This window comes from Bacillus sp. ISL-41, from assembly GCF_018613235.1.
Taxonomy (GTDB): Bacteria; Bacillota; Bacilli; order Bacillales; family Cytobacillaceae; genus Mesobacillus.
The window spans coordinates 15,795-35,187 of record NZ_JAGGQP010000037.1; the positions used below are offsets into that span (position 1 = coordinate 15,795).

The 19,393-nt window shown below is 38.0% G+C and carries 18 protein-coding genes; 14 read left to right on the forward strand and 4 right to left on the reverse strand.

The features are described 5' to 3' along the window. Positions 1 to 8 precede the first annotated feature (8 nt). The 11 genes from J7I80_RS18975 (at position 9) to J7I80_RS23560 (ending at position 10,688) form a co-directional block, all read left to right on the forward strand. Positions 9 to 1,832, forward strand: a complete 1,824-nt coding sequence (locus J7I80_RS18975; RefSeq protein ID WP_214740408.1) for a TnsD family Tn7-like transposition protein — start codon at positions 9 to 11, stop codon at positions 1,830 to 1,832. Between the two features lie 404 nt (positions 1,833 to 2,236). After that, entirely contained in the window at positions 2,237 to 2,569 is a 333-nt protein-coding gene (locus J7I80_RS18980; protein WP_214740410.1) for a DUF7668 domain-containing protein, read from the forward strand. 157 nt (positions 2,570 to 2,726) lie between these two features. Next, positions 2,727 to 3,632 (forward strand): ABC transporter permease subunit, encoded by a 906-nt coding sequence (locus tag J7I80_RS18985; RefSeq protein ID WP_214740411.1) that lies wholly within the window; start codon positions 2,727 to 2,729, stop codon positions 3,630 to 3,632. Further along, positions 3,625 to 4,527, forward strand: coding sequence for an ABC transporter permease subunit (locus tag J7I80_RS18990; RefSeq protein ID WP_214740413.1), 903 nt, complete (start codon positions 3,625 to 3,627; stop codon positions 4,525 to 4,527). Before J7I80_RS18985 ends, J7I80_RS18990 begins: the two co-directional genes overlap by 8 nt. 61 nt (positions 4,528 to 4,588) lie before the next feature. Beyond that, on the forward strand, positions 4,589 to 5,011 hold the full coding sequence (locus J7I80_RS18995) for a hypothetical protein (protein ID WP_214740415.1): 423 nt from the start codon (positions 4,589 to 4,591) through the stop codon (positions 5,009 to 5,011). 443 nt (positions 5,012 to 5,454) lie between these two features. Next, positions 5,455 to 5,712 (forward strand): hypothetical protein, encoded by a 258-nt coding sequence (locus tag J7I80_RS19000; RefSeq protein WP_214740417.1) that lies wholly within the window; start codon positions 5,455 to 5,457, stop codon positions 5,710 to 5,712. Between the two features lie 134 nt (positions 5,713 to 5,846). Continuing rightward, on the forward strand, positions 5,847 to 6,119 hold the full coding sequence (locus J7I80_RS19005) for a YesK family protein (protein WP_214740419.1): 273 nt from the start codon (positions 5,847 to 5,849) through the stop codon (positions 6,117 to 6,119). A gap of 606 nt (positions 6,120 to 6,725) precedes the next feature. Beyond that, on the forward strand, positions 6,726 to 7,838 hold the full coding sequence (locus J7I80_RS19010) for a nucleoid-associated protein (RefSeq protein ID WP_214740421.1): 1,113 nt from the start codon (positions 6,726 to 6,728) through the stop codon (positions 7,836 to 7,838). 13 nt (positions 7,839 to 7,851) lie between these two features. Then, entirely contained in the window at positions 7,852 to 9,396 is a 1,545-nt protein-coding gene (locus J7I80_RS19015) for a hypothetical protein (RefSeq protein ID WP_214740423.1), read from the forward strand. Positions 9,397 to 10,146: 750 nt separating this feature from the next. After that, on the forward strand, positions 10,147 to 10,272 hold the full coding sequence (locus J7I80_RS23555) for a hypothetical protein (protein ID WP_285289158.1): 126 nt from the start codon (positions 10,147 to 10,149) through the stop codon (positions 10,270 to 10,272). Between the two features lie 290 nt (positions 10,273 to 10,562). After that, positions 10,563 to 10,688: a hypothetical protein gene (locus J7I80_RS23560; protein ID WP_285289159.1), complete on the forward strand. Its 126-nt coding sequence runs from the start codon at positions 10,563 to 10,565 to the stop codon at positions 10,686 to 10,688. 277 nt (positions 10,689 to 10,965) lie between these two features. On the opposite strand, the gene J7I80_RS19020 is transcribed toward J7I80_RS23560, so the two are convergent. From J7I80_RS19020 to J7I80_RS19035, 4 genes are all read right to left on the reverse strand, one after another. Next, a complete protein-coding gene (locus J7I80_RS19020; protein WP_214740425.1) occupies positions 10,966 to 11,874 on the reverse strand; it encodes a nuclease-related domain-containing protein in 909 nt (302 codons plus the stop codon). Between the two features lie 300 nt (positions 11,875 to 12,174). Continuing rightward, on the reverse strand, positions 12,175 to 13,965 hold the full coding sequence (locus tag J7I80_RS19025; RefSeq protein ID WP_214740427.1) for a CocE/NonD family hydrolase: 1,791 nt from the start codon (positions 13,963 to 13,965) through the stop codon (positions 12,175 to 12,177). 144 nt (positions 13,966 to 14,109) lie between these two features. Beyond that, the gene (locus J7I80_RS19030; protein ID WP_214740429.1) at positions 14,110 to 15,174 is read right to left on the reverse strand and encodes a M14 family zinc carboxypeptidase; all 1,065 of its coding nucleotides are present in this window, start codon (positions 15,172 to 15,174) and stop codon (positions 14,110 to 14,112) included. A 298-nt stretch (positions 15,175 to 15,472) separates the two neighbouring features. Continuing rightward, the gene (locus tag J7I80_RS19035; protein WP_192472923.1) at positions 15,473 to 15,646 is read right to left on the reverse strand and encodes a hypothetical protein; all 174 of its coding nucleotides are present in this window, start codon (positions 15,644 to 15,646) and stop codon (positions 15,473 to 15,475) included. A gap of 271 nt (positions 15,647 to 15,917) precedes the next feature. Here J7I80_RS19035 and J7I80_RS19040 point away from each other — a divergent pair, with 271 nt between their 5' ends. From J7I80_RS19040 to mtnK, 3 genes are all read left to right on the forward strand, one after another. Continuing rightward, on the forward strand, positions 15,918 to 16,118 hold the full coding sequence (locus J7I80_RS19040) for a cold-shock protein (RefSeq protein WP_023626356.1): 201 nt from the start codon (positions 15,918 to 15,920) through the stop codon (positions 16,116 to 16,118). A 411-nt stretch (positions 16,119 to 16,529) separates the two neighbouring features. Beyond that, positions 16,530 to 17,765 (forward strand): ATP-binding protein, encoded by a 1,236-nt coding sequence (locus J7I80_RS19045; RefSeq protein WP_214740431.1) that lies wholly within the window; start codon positions 16,530 to 16,532, stop codon positions 17,763 to 17,765. Positions 17,766 to 18,133: 368 nt separating this feature from the next. Further along, positions 18,134 to 19,354 (forward strand): S-methyl-5-thioribose kinase, encoded by a 1,221-nt coding sequence (mtnK, locus tag J7I80_RS19050; protein WP_214740433.1) that lies wholly within the window; start codon positions 18,134 to 18,136, stop codon positions 19,352 to 19,354. The last annotated feature ends 39 nt before the right edge of the window (positions 19,355 to 19,393 follow it).

The window sequence follows — 19,393 nt, forward strand, 5'->3', positions numbered from 1 at the left end:
GGTAAAAAATGATAGGTTTTTCTCCCAAGCTTTACCCTAATGAGTTGTTTTACAGCTTTGTAGCTAGGTATCATGAATACTCACTTAATCAAAGTCCCAAATATACTTCCCAGGAATTATTTGGACATGCAATTCAATTGGCGGTGCCTGATTTACCAATAAATTTGAGTGTAGTAAGTAAACAATTAAATACCTTTATGAGAGTAGGGGTTAATGACCTAATTCAAAATCATACCTTTTTTTATTTTTACACTAACTTTATTACCGCAGATAAAAAAGGTACTGTAAGGGATGCTATGACTTCAAGAAACCATAAAGGTGCAGTACATATGATTACTGGGGTAATGGCCAGTGGAATTAAAGAAAAGCCCTTTTTTTATTTTTGTTTTGAATGTCATAAAGAGGATTTAAAGGTTAATGGGGAGACTTATTGGCATCTTCCACATCAACTCCCAGGAGTTTTTGTATGTCCTAAGCATGATACTGTTTTATATGAAAGTAATGTACGATTCCGTTCTGTAAGTAGGAATATGTTTATTCCTGCCACCAATGCTAGTTACATTAGGCCATGTATACAAATAAATGAGCAAAAATCATGGACTATATATTCTACGCTAGCAAAACAGTGCACTCTTTTGTCGAGTAAAGAGTTTAATGTTGATTTACAGAGGCTTCAGGAAATATATAAAATTTTGTTAAGGAACAAAGGTTATTTGTCCTCAAGTGGATATGTAAATCAAAAACTTCTAGCCGAACAGTTTATTTCCTATTATGGAAAGGAAGTTTTAAAAGCTTGTCAGTCAACTGTCCACTACGAGGAATCTTCATGCTGGTTAAAAGCCTTAACAAGAAAACATAGAAAAGCCTTCCACCCAATAAGACACGTGCTTTTTATTCACTTTTTGGGTGAATCGTTAGAGTCTATTCACCTTGTGACATGTCATAAAGATAACCCTTTTGGAAATGGACCATATTTTTGTTTAAATAAAGCAGCAGAGCATTATGGTAAACCCGTTATAACCGATGTAGCAATATGCTCACGTACAAAGCAAAAGATTGGGACCTTTAAATGCGAATGCGGATTTCACTACACCAAAAGAGAGATGGATCAAGGTGAGGGAAAGGAATTAAGCATAAGTCGGGTAAAACAATTTGGTGATCTATGGATCAATACAGTAAAAGATATGATACATCAGGGTAAAATGAGTTATAGAGCTGTGGCAAACATACTTGAGGTAGATACTGGAACTGTAATAAAGTATGCGAAACATAACCTGATTAAAGATAAAAAAACAAAAGATAATGGAATTATTGCTAAAAAGAAAGAATGGATGGCCTTAGTTTTACAAAATGAAGGATTATCTGTCACACAACTTAGAAATATAAATAAATCATTATATATGTTTTTATACCGTAATGATAAACAATGGCTTAAAGAATACTGTCCAAAAATAAAAAGGGAAAGAATTAATACGCGTATTGATTGGAATAAAAGAGATTATGAATTGAAGATGGAAATTCACAAGGCAGTAACGAAGCTTTTAAACCAACAACCTTTAAAGCAAATTACAATTTCTAGCGTAGGGGCCGAGGTAGGTAAACGAAATCTCTTACAAAAACATTTAGAAAAGTTACCGATTAGTAAGACTTTCCTTAATAATTATCTTGAAGATACAGTCGCATTTCAGATAAGGAGAGTAAGATTTACAATTAGTCAATTAAATGAAAATTATAAAATAGCAGCCAAGTGGAGGATCATACGAGCAGCCGGTCTTAAAAAACCAATTCACCCAAAAATTGAACAACTATTTGAGAAGTATGGAATAAAATAACTGTTAAAAAACAAACCCCACTCATTGAGTTAACCCGTTCGGCTGAGAGGGAGAAAAACGGAATAGAGGTGGAATTAGCACGCTAATTCGCACCTCTTTTTTAGTTTATAGAACAATGGTTTCGGTCGTTTTTCATGGATTTACCATGTTAATTAGCACCACTTTTAGCATGCAAATTAGCGAGCGTACAATAATTTATGTACACTTGTTAAAAGATGCGTTAATTAGGTTGTTATTTTGTTTTTGAAAATATAATGACTCCCAAACTTATCAATATTATTAAAGGCATATTGGAAATTTGTGTTAAAATAAATAAAGAGTATGTGAAAGATCATTCTTAAACTAACGAGGCAGGTTAGCTTAAGAAGGTATTTGCATAATTATAAACACTGTGTGGTGGGTTTATGCAGACACAAAACAAAATTAAGGAGTTACTTCTAGAAACTATTTTAGAACTTGTTAAATGTGATTTTATTGCTATCCAAGGAAAGTTACAAAACGGGCTTACAATAAATGACCTTAGAGAAGAGTTGGGCTTATGGGCTTTGACGGTTCCGCCTGATGCAGCTTATGAAAACGTCGCTTTTTATAAATATAATGATGGTTCTGGATATGCCTTAGAATTTGAACTTTGGATCGATAATCAAAGTAGCGACTTAACGTTATCATGTGAAGCCTTATTAGATGAAAATCAAAAGATTGTATCCTTTACTATCGAAAACCTTCACGTCTTATAAATAGGTTTTTAAGCTAAAGGAGTTTAGTTGAATAATGATTCTTTAATATTATTAAGATTAATTAATGTTCGTTGTGCATACATTTACTAATTATGGAACTTTTTTAACGTGTTATTCGTATTAAATATTAGCGGAATTTTATGAGAAAGGAGACTAAATGAAGAATTACTTGCAGTTTCTTAACGTGTACATATTGTCAAAAGGAATTAAGCTCTTCTTGAAAGCGTTATTACTTTTTCTTACCGTACTTATGTTGGCTTCTATGAATTCACTAATTTACAACCAAAACATTTTGGGGTTTTATCCATTTGAATTTTTAAATACAGTTAAAACTACTTTCGGAAATTTACTTTCATTAAAAGATGGGTTAATACTTATCCCTCAAATGGTTAAAACAATTTCAGTTTTTAATTATTTGCCAAAAGCGTATAGCTACTCCATGACAGTGTTGTTTAACGCATTATTACTTGGCGTAATTTTTGCATTTACTTTTGTTTATATGTACCTTTGGCTCCCTTTGAAAGCTAAAAGGTTAGTTAGAAAGATTATTTCTATCCTTGAAACTTTGCCGGATGTATTTATTATCATGAGCTTTCAGTTCGGAGTAATTTATTTGTATAAAAAGACGGGGCTTAAGTTTTTACAAATATATAGTTTGAACACGGAAGTATACATCATGCCCATTATTTGTCTCATGCTGGTACCTCTTTTTATGCTGATCAGAATCATGATTACTTTGTTCGAAGAAGAATACGAAAAACTGTATGTAGACTTTGCAAGGGCTAAGGGGCTTAGTCAGCTGGAGGTATTCACAAAACATGTAGTTAGAAATATCATATATTCTTTTTCTCAATATTTATCGCTCATATACTGGATGATGATTACGAGCTTGATTTTAGTAGAATACCTATTTTTGATTGATGGCTTCACATTATTGCTTTATAGGTTTGTTTCGCCTGAAATCTTTATCCTTGCCGTTGGTTTAATTCTACTTCCTTATAGCTTAATAATACTGTTAATTAAACTCATAGGAAGAAAAATTGGGGTACCACAGCATGAATAATTTAAAAAAACCATTGTTGTTAATCATAGGACTATTACTATTAGTGTTGTTTGTTAGCGTTGTATATTCATCTATTTTTATAACAGATGCCGAACCCGAACGTATCCGTTATAACGAAAGCGGTGAGGTTATTGGGAAAGCTCCATTCCCACCGTCTTTAACTCATCCGTTGGGAACTGATAAAGTTGGAAACGACCTTGCTGTTAGAATGATAGAAGGAGCCAAATATACAATCCTTTTTGTTACCGGGGTTTCATTCTTAAGAATTTTAGTCAGCTTGATAATAACTTATTTTCTCGTTTTTCCATTCAAAAGAATAAGTGAATGGGTTGAAACAGTCTTCATTCCTTTTAAATATATACCTAGCCTTATCTTAGTACTGCTCTTATCTCCTGATTTAAAAGAAGCGATTGTTCAAATGGGCTTCTGGAAAATCGTGCTGTATCAATTTTTCCTGTTTGTTTTCATTGGGATCCCAATACTCTCTGCTGTACTGACAAAAGAATCTCGAAATGTATTGAAAAATGAATATATTGAAGCTTCCAATCAATTAGGGGCAAGCAGTTGGCGTATTTATACTAAGCACATTATCCCGGTTTTAAAAGACAGGCTTATCGTTACATTTCTTCAGCAATTATCAATCAATTTGTTGTTGCTTATTCAATTAGGGGTTTTTCAATACTTTATCGGTGGATCCAAGCCAGGAAACATCGCAGCAGCAGAAGAAGTAGTTCCAAAGTATTTGTCTGAATCAGGTGAATGGGCAGGCATGATAGGTCAAGGAAAGGATGAATTCTTGACGGCACCTTGGACCTTCTTTGGTCCGTTGTTGATTTCTATGATTTTTTTGATATTTATTAAGGTACTGGCAAACAAAACTGAAGACCATAACTAACTTTGTTATATTAATTCGTATTACGCTGATTAAATAAATGTTTAAGAGGATGTGACTGCTGTTGAAAAAGAACTTAGTTTTTATTATTTCGGTTGTATTATTGTTAACTGCATGCGCCAGCAGCGATGAGACATACTGGGGATTGAGCGCGACTTTTACTCATGATAACAATACTTTATTTGGAACAAAAGAAAAGTTTGGGGTTATTAAAACGAACGGTGAAAGCAATGAGCCAGAGTTTCCAGTAGGACAAGGGAGACAATATCGCGTATATTTTTTGGATGATATCAAAGATTTAAATGGTAAAAAATATAAAATGATGGCAACTCACAAGGATTCAAATGAGACTGTAAACCTTTATGAAAACGAGATACAGAATATGCAAAGCGATGCAAAGTTTGGACTTAACAAGGGTGGACTTTGGAAAATCGATGTATTAATTGATGGTGATGAATTCACAAGCTTCATTGTTGAAGCAAGATAATCATTAAGTTATGAAAAATTTATAGGTGTGCTCTACTTATATGGCGTGAACAGGAAACCAAATAATACCTTTTCCATAGAATTGATACAAGCTTCGCATACAGTAGTCCCAAAAAGGAATTATGCCCTATTTTTTTATGAAGTTCTTATTAAACTATCGAAGCAGGATAGCTTAAGAAAGATGAAACATTCAAGAGATAAAATCCGTAGAAATATGTAATAACGGACTTGGATGGAGGAATTATAATTGCTGCACTGTTGACTCTAATTGGGGATATTTATGTTGCAATAGCAGGTTCCATTGATTAAGAAGAAGAAATAGCACAAGGTATTTAAAATGCTTGGTTTAATATCACAATAATGACCAACGGGGTAGAAGAGTTAGGGACGTGATTTAAGTTTTCTTATTAAACTGTTATATAAGTAATTTAAGGAAGGGTTAAATTGAAAAATTACAATGTTTTTTCAACTATCTGTTTAGGAGCATTCATTATTTTGTTTTCTTTGATAATAAATGGCGTATCTTTCGGTTCATTAGGTAAAATAGCAATAATCTCAATGTTCTTATTTCCATTATTAGGAGCCGTTTTTGGGATGAAAGGTAAAAAGGGTATTGGGAAATGGTTATTAATAATACTTAACATTCTTGCACTTATTACAATAGGATATCTTCTTTTGCTCAGTGGAATGGGTGAAGCATAAGTAAACTTAGCTGAATTAACGGGTGTGATGATCGAGGAAGGATTTCCACCCTTTTTGTTGAATTCGTTATTGAACAAACGAGGCAGTAATGTTTAACTAGAACATTCTGTAAAATGGTAAAAGGAGGCGATTTTATGATGATTTTAGGACCATTTCTAATTGCTCTTATACCAGGTATTATTCTAATGGTGGTTACTTGGTGGTTTGGAAAGAAAGGTTATCCGTTGTTTGTCAGAATGTTGCCAGGAACCCTATTAAGTATATCTGCTGTTATTATCTTTTATATTAGTTTTGTTTACATTAGGGGATTTGAAGGTGTAGCCTATGGCATTCTTAGTTTCTTTTTAATTATTTTTGCCATTATATCTTTCTTTATCGGAAAAAAGGTTACTGCACACCATAATTGAAGGTTTTTAATATTACTGTATTGAACGGGTGCAATGACTGGCATAGTGTCAAAATATCAGGAACTTTATGCCCAAGACTTTTCGCGAAAAATGTTATATACTGGAATCTAAAAAAAAAGGGGGGGTCATATGGACTTTAAGAAAGCGTTTAACATTGGCTACGTAGTATTTTTGATTATCCTTGCTTTAATTTATTTTATCATTCCCTCAGAAAATTCGTGGATTGCAATTGTAATACTAAGTTTACTCTTCGGTATCTATCAAATAGTCGTTAGTTATGCGTTAAAACAAAAACAAAAATAGCATTATCAAGATATTGGGATATGAGATTGCGTAATCAAACTTATTTTATATACTCGGACAAAATAACAATGGCGATCCTTCATAATATAAGGTCGCTATTTTATTTTTCACCAAAAAGATTGTGAATCTCTGCACTTAAACTAACGGGTGCTTTAGTTTAATATAATAGACCCCTTTCCGAGTTTTTTTGTTTTTTCAATATAAAAGAGGAGTTAACAACCAGTATGTGGAAATGAATACTTAACGAAATATGTCAAATTTTGATTGTTCAGTTAATAAAGCGACAAAAAAAGGGGATATATTATGTTTGAAGTGTTTAGGAATGTTGAAAATATAGAGATAAACAAAATTGCTCTGCATATCATTAATAATAGGGATAGTTTAATTGTTTTAAGTGAATCAGAAATTGACCTTGAATCCCTTGATCAAAAATTACTAAATTACATTACAACCCATATTACTAAGTCATTGAGAGAAGATAGATCTCGTTTGGCAAGGTTTATCAATCCCAATACGTACGTTCAAAAATGGGCTTATGAAATAATATTAGATTCTGAAGAAAAATTTCTGACTAATTCTCAATCAATTGCTGAGCATCTATTTTCATCAATGGAAGAAGACAAACGGATATTGCCAGGAGATTTGCTGGTTATTTTGTATACTGATGTAGATAGAAGTACTAAGAACATAGCCCTCTTAAAAATGGATTACAACGATACGGTTTCCAGAAAGGTTATAGAGGATCCTGAAACTGGACTAAAAAAAATTCAGCTTGTCGTATTAGGGGAAAACTTCCCTAATCTTAGACAAAAATTACAAAAGGTAGCATTTATTATTGAGCCTGGCCAAGTAGCCGATCCGACTGACCCAGCATTATTAATTTTAGATCGTCAACAAGGAGAAGAGGGGAAAATCGCCGATTTTTTTAAAAACAATTTTTTAGCCTGCGAAGTTTTATTGACAGATGATAAAAAAACAGTGGAATTGTTTAAGTGTACAAACAGTTGGATCGGCGTACAACCGGAAACTCCTCTTACAAGGAAGCTTTTAAAAACCACTGTTGACGATATTAAGTTAGAAAAGAATATTAATATTTATGATCTTGCTGACGCTGTATTTGGAAATGACGAGGAACTACTACACGAAAATAGAGATTTAAAGATGTATGAAACTAAAAAGAGTTATATAAACCACGTTTTATCTAATATTGGTGATCCGGATTTAAAAGCGACCCCTAGTCCGTCTCTAGAAAGAGTATTGAGCAGTAGGAAAATTAAGACAACAGATAATATTGAAATTTCAGGCCCCATTCATTTATTACATGAGAAAGTGGAGTATACAAATAAAAGAAAAAACAATAGCGGAGTCGAAATCTGTGATATTCTGATTAAGGGAGTTACAGTTACCAATGGATAAGGGGTGAAGGGGAATGGAGTTTTATACATATTACAAACAACTAAAAAGCGTTTTTAATTGTAAATTGTATAATGAAGACGCTTCAATTCTAGAATTAAAATCCTCTCTCCCATTAGAAAAAATTGTTAATAGCCTAAGTCAGATTTCCCTTAAACATTTATTCATCACTTATGAGAAGTCTCTAACAATTACTTTATTTGATAACATAGGCTCAGTTAACATAAATCATTCATCTTTAGGTGAATACCAAGATGATATGGATTTGCTTTTTTCCAATCCTAATGCAATTATTCAAATCTCAGTTCAAATAAATAAGTTAAGGTTTAAAGAAGTGTTTTTGAATAGTTTGGATATTGAAGACTGGAGTTCAGTTAATGTTTTATCATTTTTTGAATCGACTGCAGCTACTGCTTTTTTTGAAAAATCACTACAGGAAATTGATACAGATATTTTTAATGGACAATACAAACCCTTAATAATTTTCTATCCGTTCTTGTCCTTTAATACTGAAAGCAATACTTATTCACTGTTAACTGGAGCTGATTATATAAGTGATCGCGATCAGATTAAGGTGTTTTGTTCTCAGGACATTAACTTAACGATACATGAAGAAATCCTTCTACAGAGGGACCTACACTGTAATTGGATTAATCCAACAATTGTTTTAGTACCGGAAATGTTATGGTTTAAAAAAACTTATTCGGAACTAATTACTTTTCAGGACGGAGAAAATAAAATTGTAGGAACTATGTGTAATGTTTATATAAAACTGTTTTTATCATTTGTATCAAATTATACAACAAATGATAATATAAAAATTATCGGATATAGAACTCTTGATTTCAAATTGGATCACGATATAATCGGAAATCCGCGAATTAATTCTGATGCGTTACAATCGACTTTTAATTTATACTCTTTTATATATGGTGGGCAGACACAAGATAAACTAGCAATGACTCGAAATGCTGTAAGTTATAATGTGCAAGTAAATGATGATATTTACAAACTAATTTCATACATACCGGTTATTTTTAATTCTGTACAGAACAGCTTTAATCTTTATATGGGCAAAAAACTTGAAGAGTTTTTAGATAAAAAACTTGAATTGGAAAAACACGCTCGAGAAACAGCCAAAGAAATTTCAGAAGAAATCTCAAACAGTATAAATTTAATTACAAGAAATTTGCTTGCATTAATCGGGACGGCCTTTGTTGGATTCCTTGGTTACTTAAGTCGAGGAAACCTATATATTTTATGGGCTGCAGCTATTGCTTATATAGTTTTTGTTATAATTTCTACCGCACTTTTTGCACTATATTCAAAAAACAAAAAAGATCATGTGGTAAATGTATATGAACACTATTCTAAGATTAATCATTATGTTGATAAAGATTCTAAGGATAAATTTAATATGGAAATTGTTAATTCAAGAGTAGCTTTATTTGCTCGTTACTGGTACAGCAGCATTCTAATCAATTTATTTTTAATACTATTTATAATAGCTATAGCTTATTTTGTTGGAGCAAACGTAGAAGTAACTGTGATAAAGAAGTAACAAAAAATAAGAAGGTCCATCTTTAAAATAATCAATGGACGTAAGTGGATTGTTAGAATGGGGAAGTTGGAATAATGCGAGTTAATGCTTGAATAAAAATAATTGTATAATGCCCAAACCCTTGATATATATGGTTTGGGTGTTTTTAAATTATGCGTATTTTTCCTAAAGGAGGATTAACGCCTTTTTTATTAAGTCTTCAGGCGGTCTGGGTTTTACCAATGAAAAATTAAGGAAGATTTTTGTGTAGACGGTTTGCTTACAGCACTATTTAAAAATCCACTTTAAGAAACGCCTTGGTGTAAAAGTTACTGATTGCGCTGCCAACTATCCTGATCGTTGTCTGGTTTTTAAATTGAATCACACTGGAAATTTTAAGTATCCTAGTAAAAAACTTTTTTATTTCCTTGTTTTTTGTATTGTGACAGATATTACAACGAGTAAAGGCCTTTCTTTTGTAACCAATAAACATTATGCCTTATTATTAGTGAGGTTTTCTTATATCTTAGTAAAAGACTTTTTTTTCATATAACATCAGCATTTTGAAATGCTGGCTGGGTTTTTTGTTTTGCCATGAGAACAAAAGTATGAATACCGAAAAAACTGTTATCTACTTCAATGATGGAGACAGGAAAAGGGTGCAATCTCGAAAAAAGCGTCGTCCATAGAGGCGATGGAGACATGAAAAGGGTGCAATCCCGAAAAAAGCGTCATCCATAGCGGTGATGGAGACACGAAAAGGAGCCAATCATGAAAAAAGCGCTATCCATAGCGGCGATGGAGACAGGAAAAGGGTGCAATCCCGAAAAAAGCGTCATCCATAGAGGCGATGGAGACATGAAAAGGGGGCGAACACCGAAAAAGCGTCATCCATAGCGGCGATGGAGACAGGAAAAGGGTGCAATCCCGGAAAAAGCGTCATCCATAGAGGCTACGGAGACATGAAAAGGGGGCGAACACCGAAAAAGCGCTATCCATAGCGGCGATGGAGACAGGAAAAGGGTGCAATCCCGAAAAAAGCGTCATCCATAGAGGCGATGGAGACAGGAAAAGGGGGTGAACACCGAAAAAGCGTCATCCAAAGCGGTGATGGAGACAGGAAAAGGGTGCAATCCCGAAAAAAGCGTCATCCATAGAGGCGATGGAGACACGAAAAGGGGCCAATCATGAAAAAAGCGCTATCCATAGCGGTGATGGAGACAGGAAAAGGGTGCAATCCCGAAAAAAGCGTCATCCATAGCGGCGATGGAGACAGGAAAAGGGTGCAATCCCGAAAAAAGCGTCATCCATAGAGGCGATGGAGACAGGAAAAGGGGGCGAACACCGAAAAAGCGTCATCCAAAGCGGTGATGGAGACAGGAAAAGGGTGCAATCCCGAAAAAAGCGTCATCCATAGAGGCGATGGAGACACGAAAAGGAGCCAATCATGAAAAAAGCGCTATCCAAAGCGGTGATGGAGACACGAAAAATTGCCACCCACGTAAAAAGCGCCATCCATACTAAGATGGAGGGCGCGGCAATAAACTTCTTTTAGTATAAAAAATTAGATTTTTCTGGAATTATCCATACTTACTCATAGTAAGACCATTGTGCATGGCCTGTTAACTCTAAGTTCTTATTCAGTATCCTTCTTATTGTCCGTTTAGGTATAACCCCATTACACCACTCATAAATGAGGTTAGTAGTAAGCCTCCTGTCAGGGAACAACAAATTTAGTTCTCTGAAACTCCCCATGATTGCTATTTCTATTTCTTCATGGGCACCACATCCGCAATTTATATATTTTTTTGGGGCGATGCCGGCGTCCATAAAGCTATTACAAGCAGGACAGATTATTCCCTTCTGTAGTTGTTCATATTCATAGGATGGCATTCGCTGATAAGGGGATTTGGTTATATGGAGAGATATTAGTTTTTCAGCTATTGTATGATGCAGGTTGGTCAATTTGGAATGCTTGCTATTCAAGTTTTTTAGGAAACGGTTTAACTGGTTGGGGAGAATGATGGGTGCATCCCTCGGGGCCTGGTATAAGGCGAATTCAGGATTATTGAAAATAAGGAGTGCTTTGATTGGTAGTTTAAAGCCGAGACTGATGAGCAGTTGCCGAAACAGGGAACTTCCTCGTTTTAGCTGTATAAGAGGATCCTTAACTTCATTGCCGTTGACTTTTTTGAGGTGCTCTCCTTCGTAATAGTAGTCACCTTCGTAATACTTCACATCATTGAAATAAATGGTATCCTGCAAGATGACAGTAGAATCAATTTGGAAAACGGAACCGCCCATCTCAAGGAGCAAATCATTCAAAGTTAGGTGCTCGATCTCTAGCCCCTTCATCCAGGCATCATATTGAACCTCGCCTTCATATCCTTTCCTCAGGCTATAGTGTCTTTGTCTTTCTTTCTCCGTGAAAATCATTCGTGGTTCCAGGAGATTCATAATTTTTAATTCGTCTGATTCTTGCCGACTTTTTAGTATCATAGTCCACATCCTTTCAACTTATATTCTGGTGTAAAAAATGCCAAATATCCAGTGAACATTTTAAGGCAAAAAAGCCTGCCAATCCCTTGACTGGCAAGCCTTTTTAAAAAATGATATTTGTACGGTTGGCAGTCTAATCGCGAAAATTGAAATTTACACAATTGGCATTCTCATTAAAAAGAGTGATTTTGCATGACCTCAAAAAGTGATATTTAAACAACCGGTAGTCTGATCTTGATCTATCGCAGGCAGGCCAATTTAAAAACCAATTCTTCCTCCATCAGTAGGCTGCTCGAAAAATTACTCCTCCACAACCGGCAGCACAATCGATGACGGATATGTTGAGTTATTTAAAATCGTCGCGACTCCGCCTAGCTGATTGAGGAGCTGCGGTGCCGGCGACATCGAGTGCGGGAAGTCGCTTGGACCGATGGCAACGCGGAGTCTGTGGCCTTCTTTGATGACGAAGTTGCTAGGGAAGATCTCGACGTCCAACTCCATGACTTCATATGGTTTGACTTCCTGGACAGCTCCCCTTGTAAATGGATGCCATGGCTGGATGTTCTCACCATCGAGGAAGCGGCTCTTGTTTTCGTCGACTGCCCGGTGCGAAGCGGCTAGCCAGCCTGCAGTAATTTCGCGCGAAGACCCATCAGGCGCAACATCTGTTACTCGCACTGACAGAACTAGTTCACGCGCCGTCGTTTTGGCAAAAATCTTAGCGGCAATCGGTCCGGATACACGAAGCTCAGCATTAACTGGTGCGGTTGTATAGGTGAGCTCGCCCATTTCAGTCAGCCTGTTATCCTTCGTACATGGCAAGGCATCCGGAATTCCGGCCATCCACTGGTTCGTGCTGCCTGAGCAGATGCCGTTTATCGGCTGCTGGAGCATCGTGCTCGACGTCTCTAAAGAGGAAGGACTCTCCTTCGTCAACTGCTTACCGCTGCGCAAGTAAAACTTCTCGGCATTCACATTCTGATGCGGCCAGCCTGGCTGGACCTCGAAACGGTTTTCTCCCAATACAAACTGAGTGACATCAGGAATTTTATTGATATTCGTGTTGATTCCCATCAAATATTGGTCAAACCATCGTAACGCAAGCTGATCAAGGGCAGGGACATTGTCGGCCGGCAAGGCGCTACCGTAGTTTCCGTGCGTCCAGTTTCCCATCAGCAGCTTTGTCTGTACACCATTTGCTTTTAATTTTTCATAAAGAAGCGGGGTGCCGCGCTGGAAAAGGTCATGAAGTCCGCCGGTGAAAAATGCGGGAACTTCAATTTGATCGGCAACCGCCAGAGGGGAGCGTAACTGTGCGGCTGGTCCATCGTATGCGAAGTCGCCGCCTGTAATCGCAGAGCTCAGGGTACTTACTGGAAAGCCTAGCAATTGTCCTGTATGGTTCAATAAAACCGTCGTTCCCATGATAGGGTCTGACAGAGTGTAGGAAGGAGGGAGCAGGCCGCTGCCGGTCACAAGGCCTAGCCAAAGCGGGATGAATCCTGTGTTCACCATTCCCCCGGACATAAGGATGTCGCGGTACATGTCACCCATCGGCACGATCGGGAAAATCGCTTCCAGTCCTTCAGGCTGCTGGGCTGCAGTTAAAAGCTGGTTGATGGCACGATAAGAGGAGCCGTACAAACCGACCTTGCCATTGCTCCATGGCTGGCTTGCCGCCCATTCGACGAGTTCCTTGCCATCGCGCTGTTCTGCTTCACCGAATGAATCCCATGCTCCCTGTGAGGCGCCGGTTCCGCGGACATCGACTGCAACATGAGCATAGCCGCGCTTTATAAAATACTCATTAAGGTTTTCTGTGCTGCGCACGTTTTTGTTATATGGAGTTTGTGTCAGGATGACAGGAAACGGCCCCTGGCCATCAGGCAGATGCACATCAGCCGCTAGAATAACGCCATCTCTCATCGTGATGAAAACATCTTTTTCCGTGGTGTAGCTTGAATACTGTTCCGGGCGTTCATAAATCGTCTCTTCCCATTCGTTACTTGAGGCAGAAGCCTGGAAAGGACCAAGCCCCTGGAACAGGCTGAAGAATAGCAAGAAAGTTAATCCGATATTAAATAATCTCATGGGCAAGCCTCCTGTAAGGGTTTTCAATACAATGTTACGAAAAATAGATAGGCACTTATATACGATAAATGTCGTGTTATTAAAATCAACGAAATTAAAACAGTGTGATCCACCCGGAGAGGGGAATCACACTGTTTGAACATTTTATTCGTCTGCTTCCTCGCTCTGCCTGTTCGTCTGTTCAGGCAGCGTATCCCAGAAGCTAATATCCATTGTTTCGATAGAGTCATCCGCAATAGCTCTGACTGCAGCATCCAAAGTGGTGATGGTCTGCTTGATCAGGTAGCCATTGCTCTTCTGTCCCAGTGCGTATGGCTCGTAATAATGATCGGACATGCCGCGCATTTCGAATAATAGAGTCGAGATGTCATAGCGGACAGCCGCTCCGTTACGGCCAATGTTTTCTCCAGTACCGCCGCGGTATTTGCCGATATGGCCCCAGCCAGTATCCTCAAGCGCATTGTATACGACTGCACCAAGCTTCTTGGAGCCTTCAAGCACCTCCGGCTTTACATTTTCATTTGTAGGGTAAAGAATCGATCCAGAAACAAGTTCACCTTCTGTTTCACTAAGGGTGCCCTGGTGATGAAGGTCGATCATGTAATCGATGTCATATTTGGCAAAAACATTCTCGTGAAGCGCGCGGGCCTCTGGCTCCATCTCGCTAGTTTGCTTTGCGTGCTCACGATTTAAATCAACATAATTTGCATTATAGCGGGTAAGGTGACGGTCGCCATCTGCATGGTAATCCTCAAGTGAGAAGTTGACATCGCCCATCGCTCCGTCAGCGTTCAGCATCGGAATCACAAGGATGTTCACATTATCGAGTACTCCACTTGTTTTACCAGTACCAAGGTGTTTGATGAATTCAAGCGCACCTTCCGTTGTCAGCTGTTCGTTGCCATGCTGCTGAGTCAGGAACAAGATCGTTGGATTTTCAGGGTTGGAAATATACTTTGCCATGTGAATATCGCGGCCCTTGACTGTCTGGCCAATTACCTCAAGCTCCATTGCCTCTTGTTTGGCATCCTGAGTCTTCAGGTATTCTGTTAAGCTTTCATATGTATGCAAAATCGATGTTTGTACGGAGCCATTTCCGGCACTCGGTCCATTCCCGACTGCACCTGCAGGCAAGGCTACAGCAGTCACTGCCCCAAGAGCCATCATACTTGATAAAGAAACAGATAGAACCTTCTTTTTCAAAGTCATTGTCATTCCTCCTATTAAACTAGATTCAACTCTATTTTACGGAATATTATAAAAACAATTAATAGAGTAAGATGCCCATTTTATAGACAAATTTCGGGACGCTAAATAAGTAGTTTGGATAGAGTTTAATCTTCGGGAACTTGGGTTATATAGGGAAAAAGTAATGAACGAGCTAGAAGAATTGGAAGGGGAAATAAAAAAGCGTGCTAAAAGGCGCACGCTTTGGTGTGATCTTTCTTATTACATTTTGTAGGTGGAGAGGAAAAGCAAAACAAAGAAAAAAGCCAGGAATCCCAGCTTAGATTTTTGTCAGTTCTTCCTCAAAATAAAAGGTGCTCGGATATTCTTTTACAGTGTATGAATATCTTTTCATGTTTTTCACATATTGGGATTTCATGATTGTCACTGTTTCACCGGATTCTTTAATATTGACCATCTGACCTGTTTTGTAAAGGTTGCTTGCGCTTTTCAATTACCCACGCCCTTTCATGTTCTCTTCATTATACCACATTTTCTGGCTCATTATTGTAATTCCATTATGGTCTTTAGGACGATAATTTATAAAACCCTATTTTTGGAAAATTCCTTATTGCTTGCACTATCCTTTCAATTCTGTTATTCTTAGGAAGAATTATTTTTGTTCGGTATGCAAGGAAAGAACATGCACTGCTTGATTCGCCTGGATATCACTGAGACAAGAATAGTAACAAATTGTGTGGATATCACACTAGGAGGCAACAAAAATGGAAAACGGTAAAGTAAAATGGTTTAACGCAGAAAAAGGTTTCGGATTCATCGAGCGCGAAGGTGGAGAAGACGTATTCGTACACTTCTCAGCTATCCAAGGCGAAGGCTTCAAGACTCTTGAAGAAGGCCAAGAAGTATCTTTCGACGTTGAGCAAGGTGCTCGTGGACCACAAGCAGCTAACGTTACAAAACTATAATAACGGATTAGCCCATACAAACAAGCTCTGAGTCATCAGAGCTTGTTTTTTTATGTTCAGGAATAAAAGTTCATTAAAAAAACCCCGCTCATAATGAGTGGGGTTTTAATGCGGTAAAGCAATGGTTGTTTTTATTATAGCATAACTTCTACAGCCACTGTTAAAAAAGTTTTTTGTTCGTAAACTTTGTTGCCTGCACGACCAAAAGTAAAATGAATTCATAACCGAAATTGAATAGAGATCACTCAGCAATAATCAGTGCATGAGAAAATGGGTGAAACAACATCTATTTTGGATAAAATGATATAGTTTTGTAGAAAAATCTGAATTTTCCATTGAAGTATCCATACAGGGAGTAGATAATAACCATATAGGTATATATTCATAAAATGGAGATTCCCGGGGGATGCAATGATAGAGTTCGTAAAAGATTTGATTCTGCATTTTTCAATTATATTATCACTCGGTTTCATGTATAACTTTCTATGGATGCAAAAACGCTCGGTTTATAAAAAACAAGTTTTTAAAATGGCGATTTTAGCGGCGCTGTTGTTGACTATGGCGCTGCCTGTAAGATTTCATGGCGGGTTGGAATTTGATTTAAAGCTGATTCCTGTATTCATTGCCTTTTTTTATCTAAGCAGGGTGGATAGCTTTTTGCTTGTGGCTGTCCTGTTGTTATTGCAAGGGTTTGTTGGAATGGACAAGCTTGCCGTCACTTCCGTCAATTATATCGTCATACTGATTTTGTTTTTTTCGATTGAAAAAGTATATAAGCATACTACTGTTAACAGAAAAATCGCCCTCGGCCTTTTTGTCTATGGACTAATCACAGTAACCCGGCTTGCGGCTATGATCAACGCCGGCGATGCGGGGGACTATCTGTACTTGCTTGTGTTTTCACTGGTCTCTTTTATTGCACTATCGGTCACCATTTATATCATTGAAATGACCAACCTACAGCGGAAATTGATGCATGAGCTTCACAAGGCAGAGAAATTTTCAGCCATCAGCCAGCTGGCAGCATCGGTGGCCCATGAGATTCGCAATCCAATGACCACAATCAGAGGATTCATGCAAGTCCTTCAGGGAGAAAGGAATTTGAATGACAACCAGAATCTCTTCATCTCGATTTCTCTTCAGGAGCTTGATCGTACCCAGACAATCATTGATAATTTTTTATCTTTGGCCAAACCAAATACTGGTAGCATGGCAAAAATAAATGTAAGTGAACTCTTAAAAGAAACGATCGATTTCATGAGATCCTACTCCCATCTCGCCAATACAGAATTGGTGGAGGCGATTGATAAGGACCTTTGCATCAAAGGCGATGCCCATGAAATCAGGCAGGTTTTTATCAATATCCTGAAAAATGGCATTGAAGCAATGCCCGCAGGTGGAAGCATCTACATCATCGCCAAGGTGGACAGGGAAAATGTAAGGATCCAATTCCGTGATGAGGGCGTCGGCATGAATAAAGAACAGCTCGACAGACTCGGCCACCCCTACTATTCGACAAAGGAAAAAGGGACAGGTCTCGGAATGATGATTTCCTTTGATATCATCCAAAGGATGAGAGGGAAAATCAATGTCGAGAGTGAAGAAGGAAAAGGCACCACATTTACGATCCTGCTGCCATGCGAGTAAGAGAGTACGTTTCTTGTCGAAGTGCTCTATCGGACAAACGGAAGGCGGAAGCGAGAGGGAATGTCCGATAGAAGGGCTCTATCGGACAAACAGAAGGCGGAAGCGAGAGAAAGTGTCCGATAAAAAGAACCTACCGTACAAACGGAAGCCAGAAAGCGAGATTAAAAATGAAAGAGAAGGCAGATAACGGTCTTCTTTTTTTATAGGTAGAAATACGAAGATCGCATCAATCAACTGCTTGCCGGAGTTAACCAGTCGCCTCTGCATTTCAGGGTTGGAAGTTTTTTTAGTGCGTCGAAATACATGATTAAGCTATAATAATTTTTAAAAGATTTTCATAATTGTTTACGAGAAAGGGGAAGGACTGCATGTCTGATTTTAATACTTATTTTTTGATGAAGGCTGATGAAGTCATTTCATATGTGAAGGAAAAGACCGATTTTTTTGATAAAGAGGCTGAATTGAGCTGTACGGAAATTGGGGATGGCAATTTGAATTACGTCTTCCGTGTCATAGATGGGAAATCGGATCAATCATTGATTGTGAAGCAGGCTGGTGATACAGCGAGGATTTCCGATGAGTTCAAGCTTTCTACAAACCGGATCAGGATTGAGTCCAATGTGCTTAAGCTTGAGGGAGAATTGGCGCCTGGTCTGGTTCCTGATGTATACCTATTTGATGATGTAATGAACTGCTGTGTGATGGAGGACCTGTCTGATCATACGATTCTGCGCACAGCGCTTAATGAAGGACGGATTTTTCCGAAGCTTGCGGATGACCTGACGACTTTCATGGTCAATACTCTTTTGCTGACATCGGATGTGGTCATGGAGCATAAAGCGAAGAAGGCGCTTGTCCAGGATTATATCAACCCTGAATTGTGCGAAATTTCCGAGGACCTTGTATACTCTGAACCTTTCACCGACCATAACAGCCGAAATGATTTGTTCCCGGCCAATAAGGAATGGATTGAAGAGAATATTTACGGTGATGACAAATTGCGCTTTGAAGCTGCAAAGCTGAAATTTGCTTTCATGACCAATGCCCAGGCGCTTGTGCATGGTGATTTGCATTCAGGCTCTGTTTTTGTAAAGGAAGATTCTACGAAAGTAATCGATCCTGAATTCGCGTTTTACGGACCGATGGGTTATGACGTTGGGAATGTAGTGGCTAACCTGATGTTCGCCTGGTCGCGTGCATATGTAACGAATGCTGATGAGAAGTATGTTTCCTGGCTGGAGGAAACGATGAAAGATACGGTGAACCTTTTTGCGGAAAAATTCCTGGCAGTCTGGAAGGAAAATGTCACTGATATCATGGCAAAGGAGCAGGGCTTCGATCGCTGGTATCTGGATTCTGTCCTTCAGGATACGGCTTCCGTAACTGGAATGGAGATGATACGCCGTATTGCAGGATTGGCAAAGGTGAAGGATTTGACGTCGATTGCTGACGAAAAGCAGCGTGTTACAGCGGAGAGAATCTGTCTGTCAGTCGCAAAGCAGTTCATCTTGAATTCTGCAGCCTACAAAACGGGAGAGCAGTTTTTACAAGTACTAAAGGATTCAGCTTCAAGCCATAATATGCGATAATAAGACGTTCCCTATCTAGATTTTTAGAGAAAGAGAGGC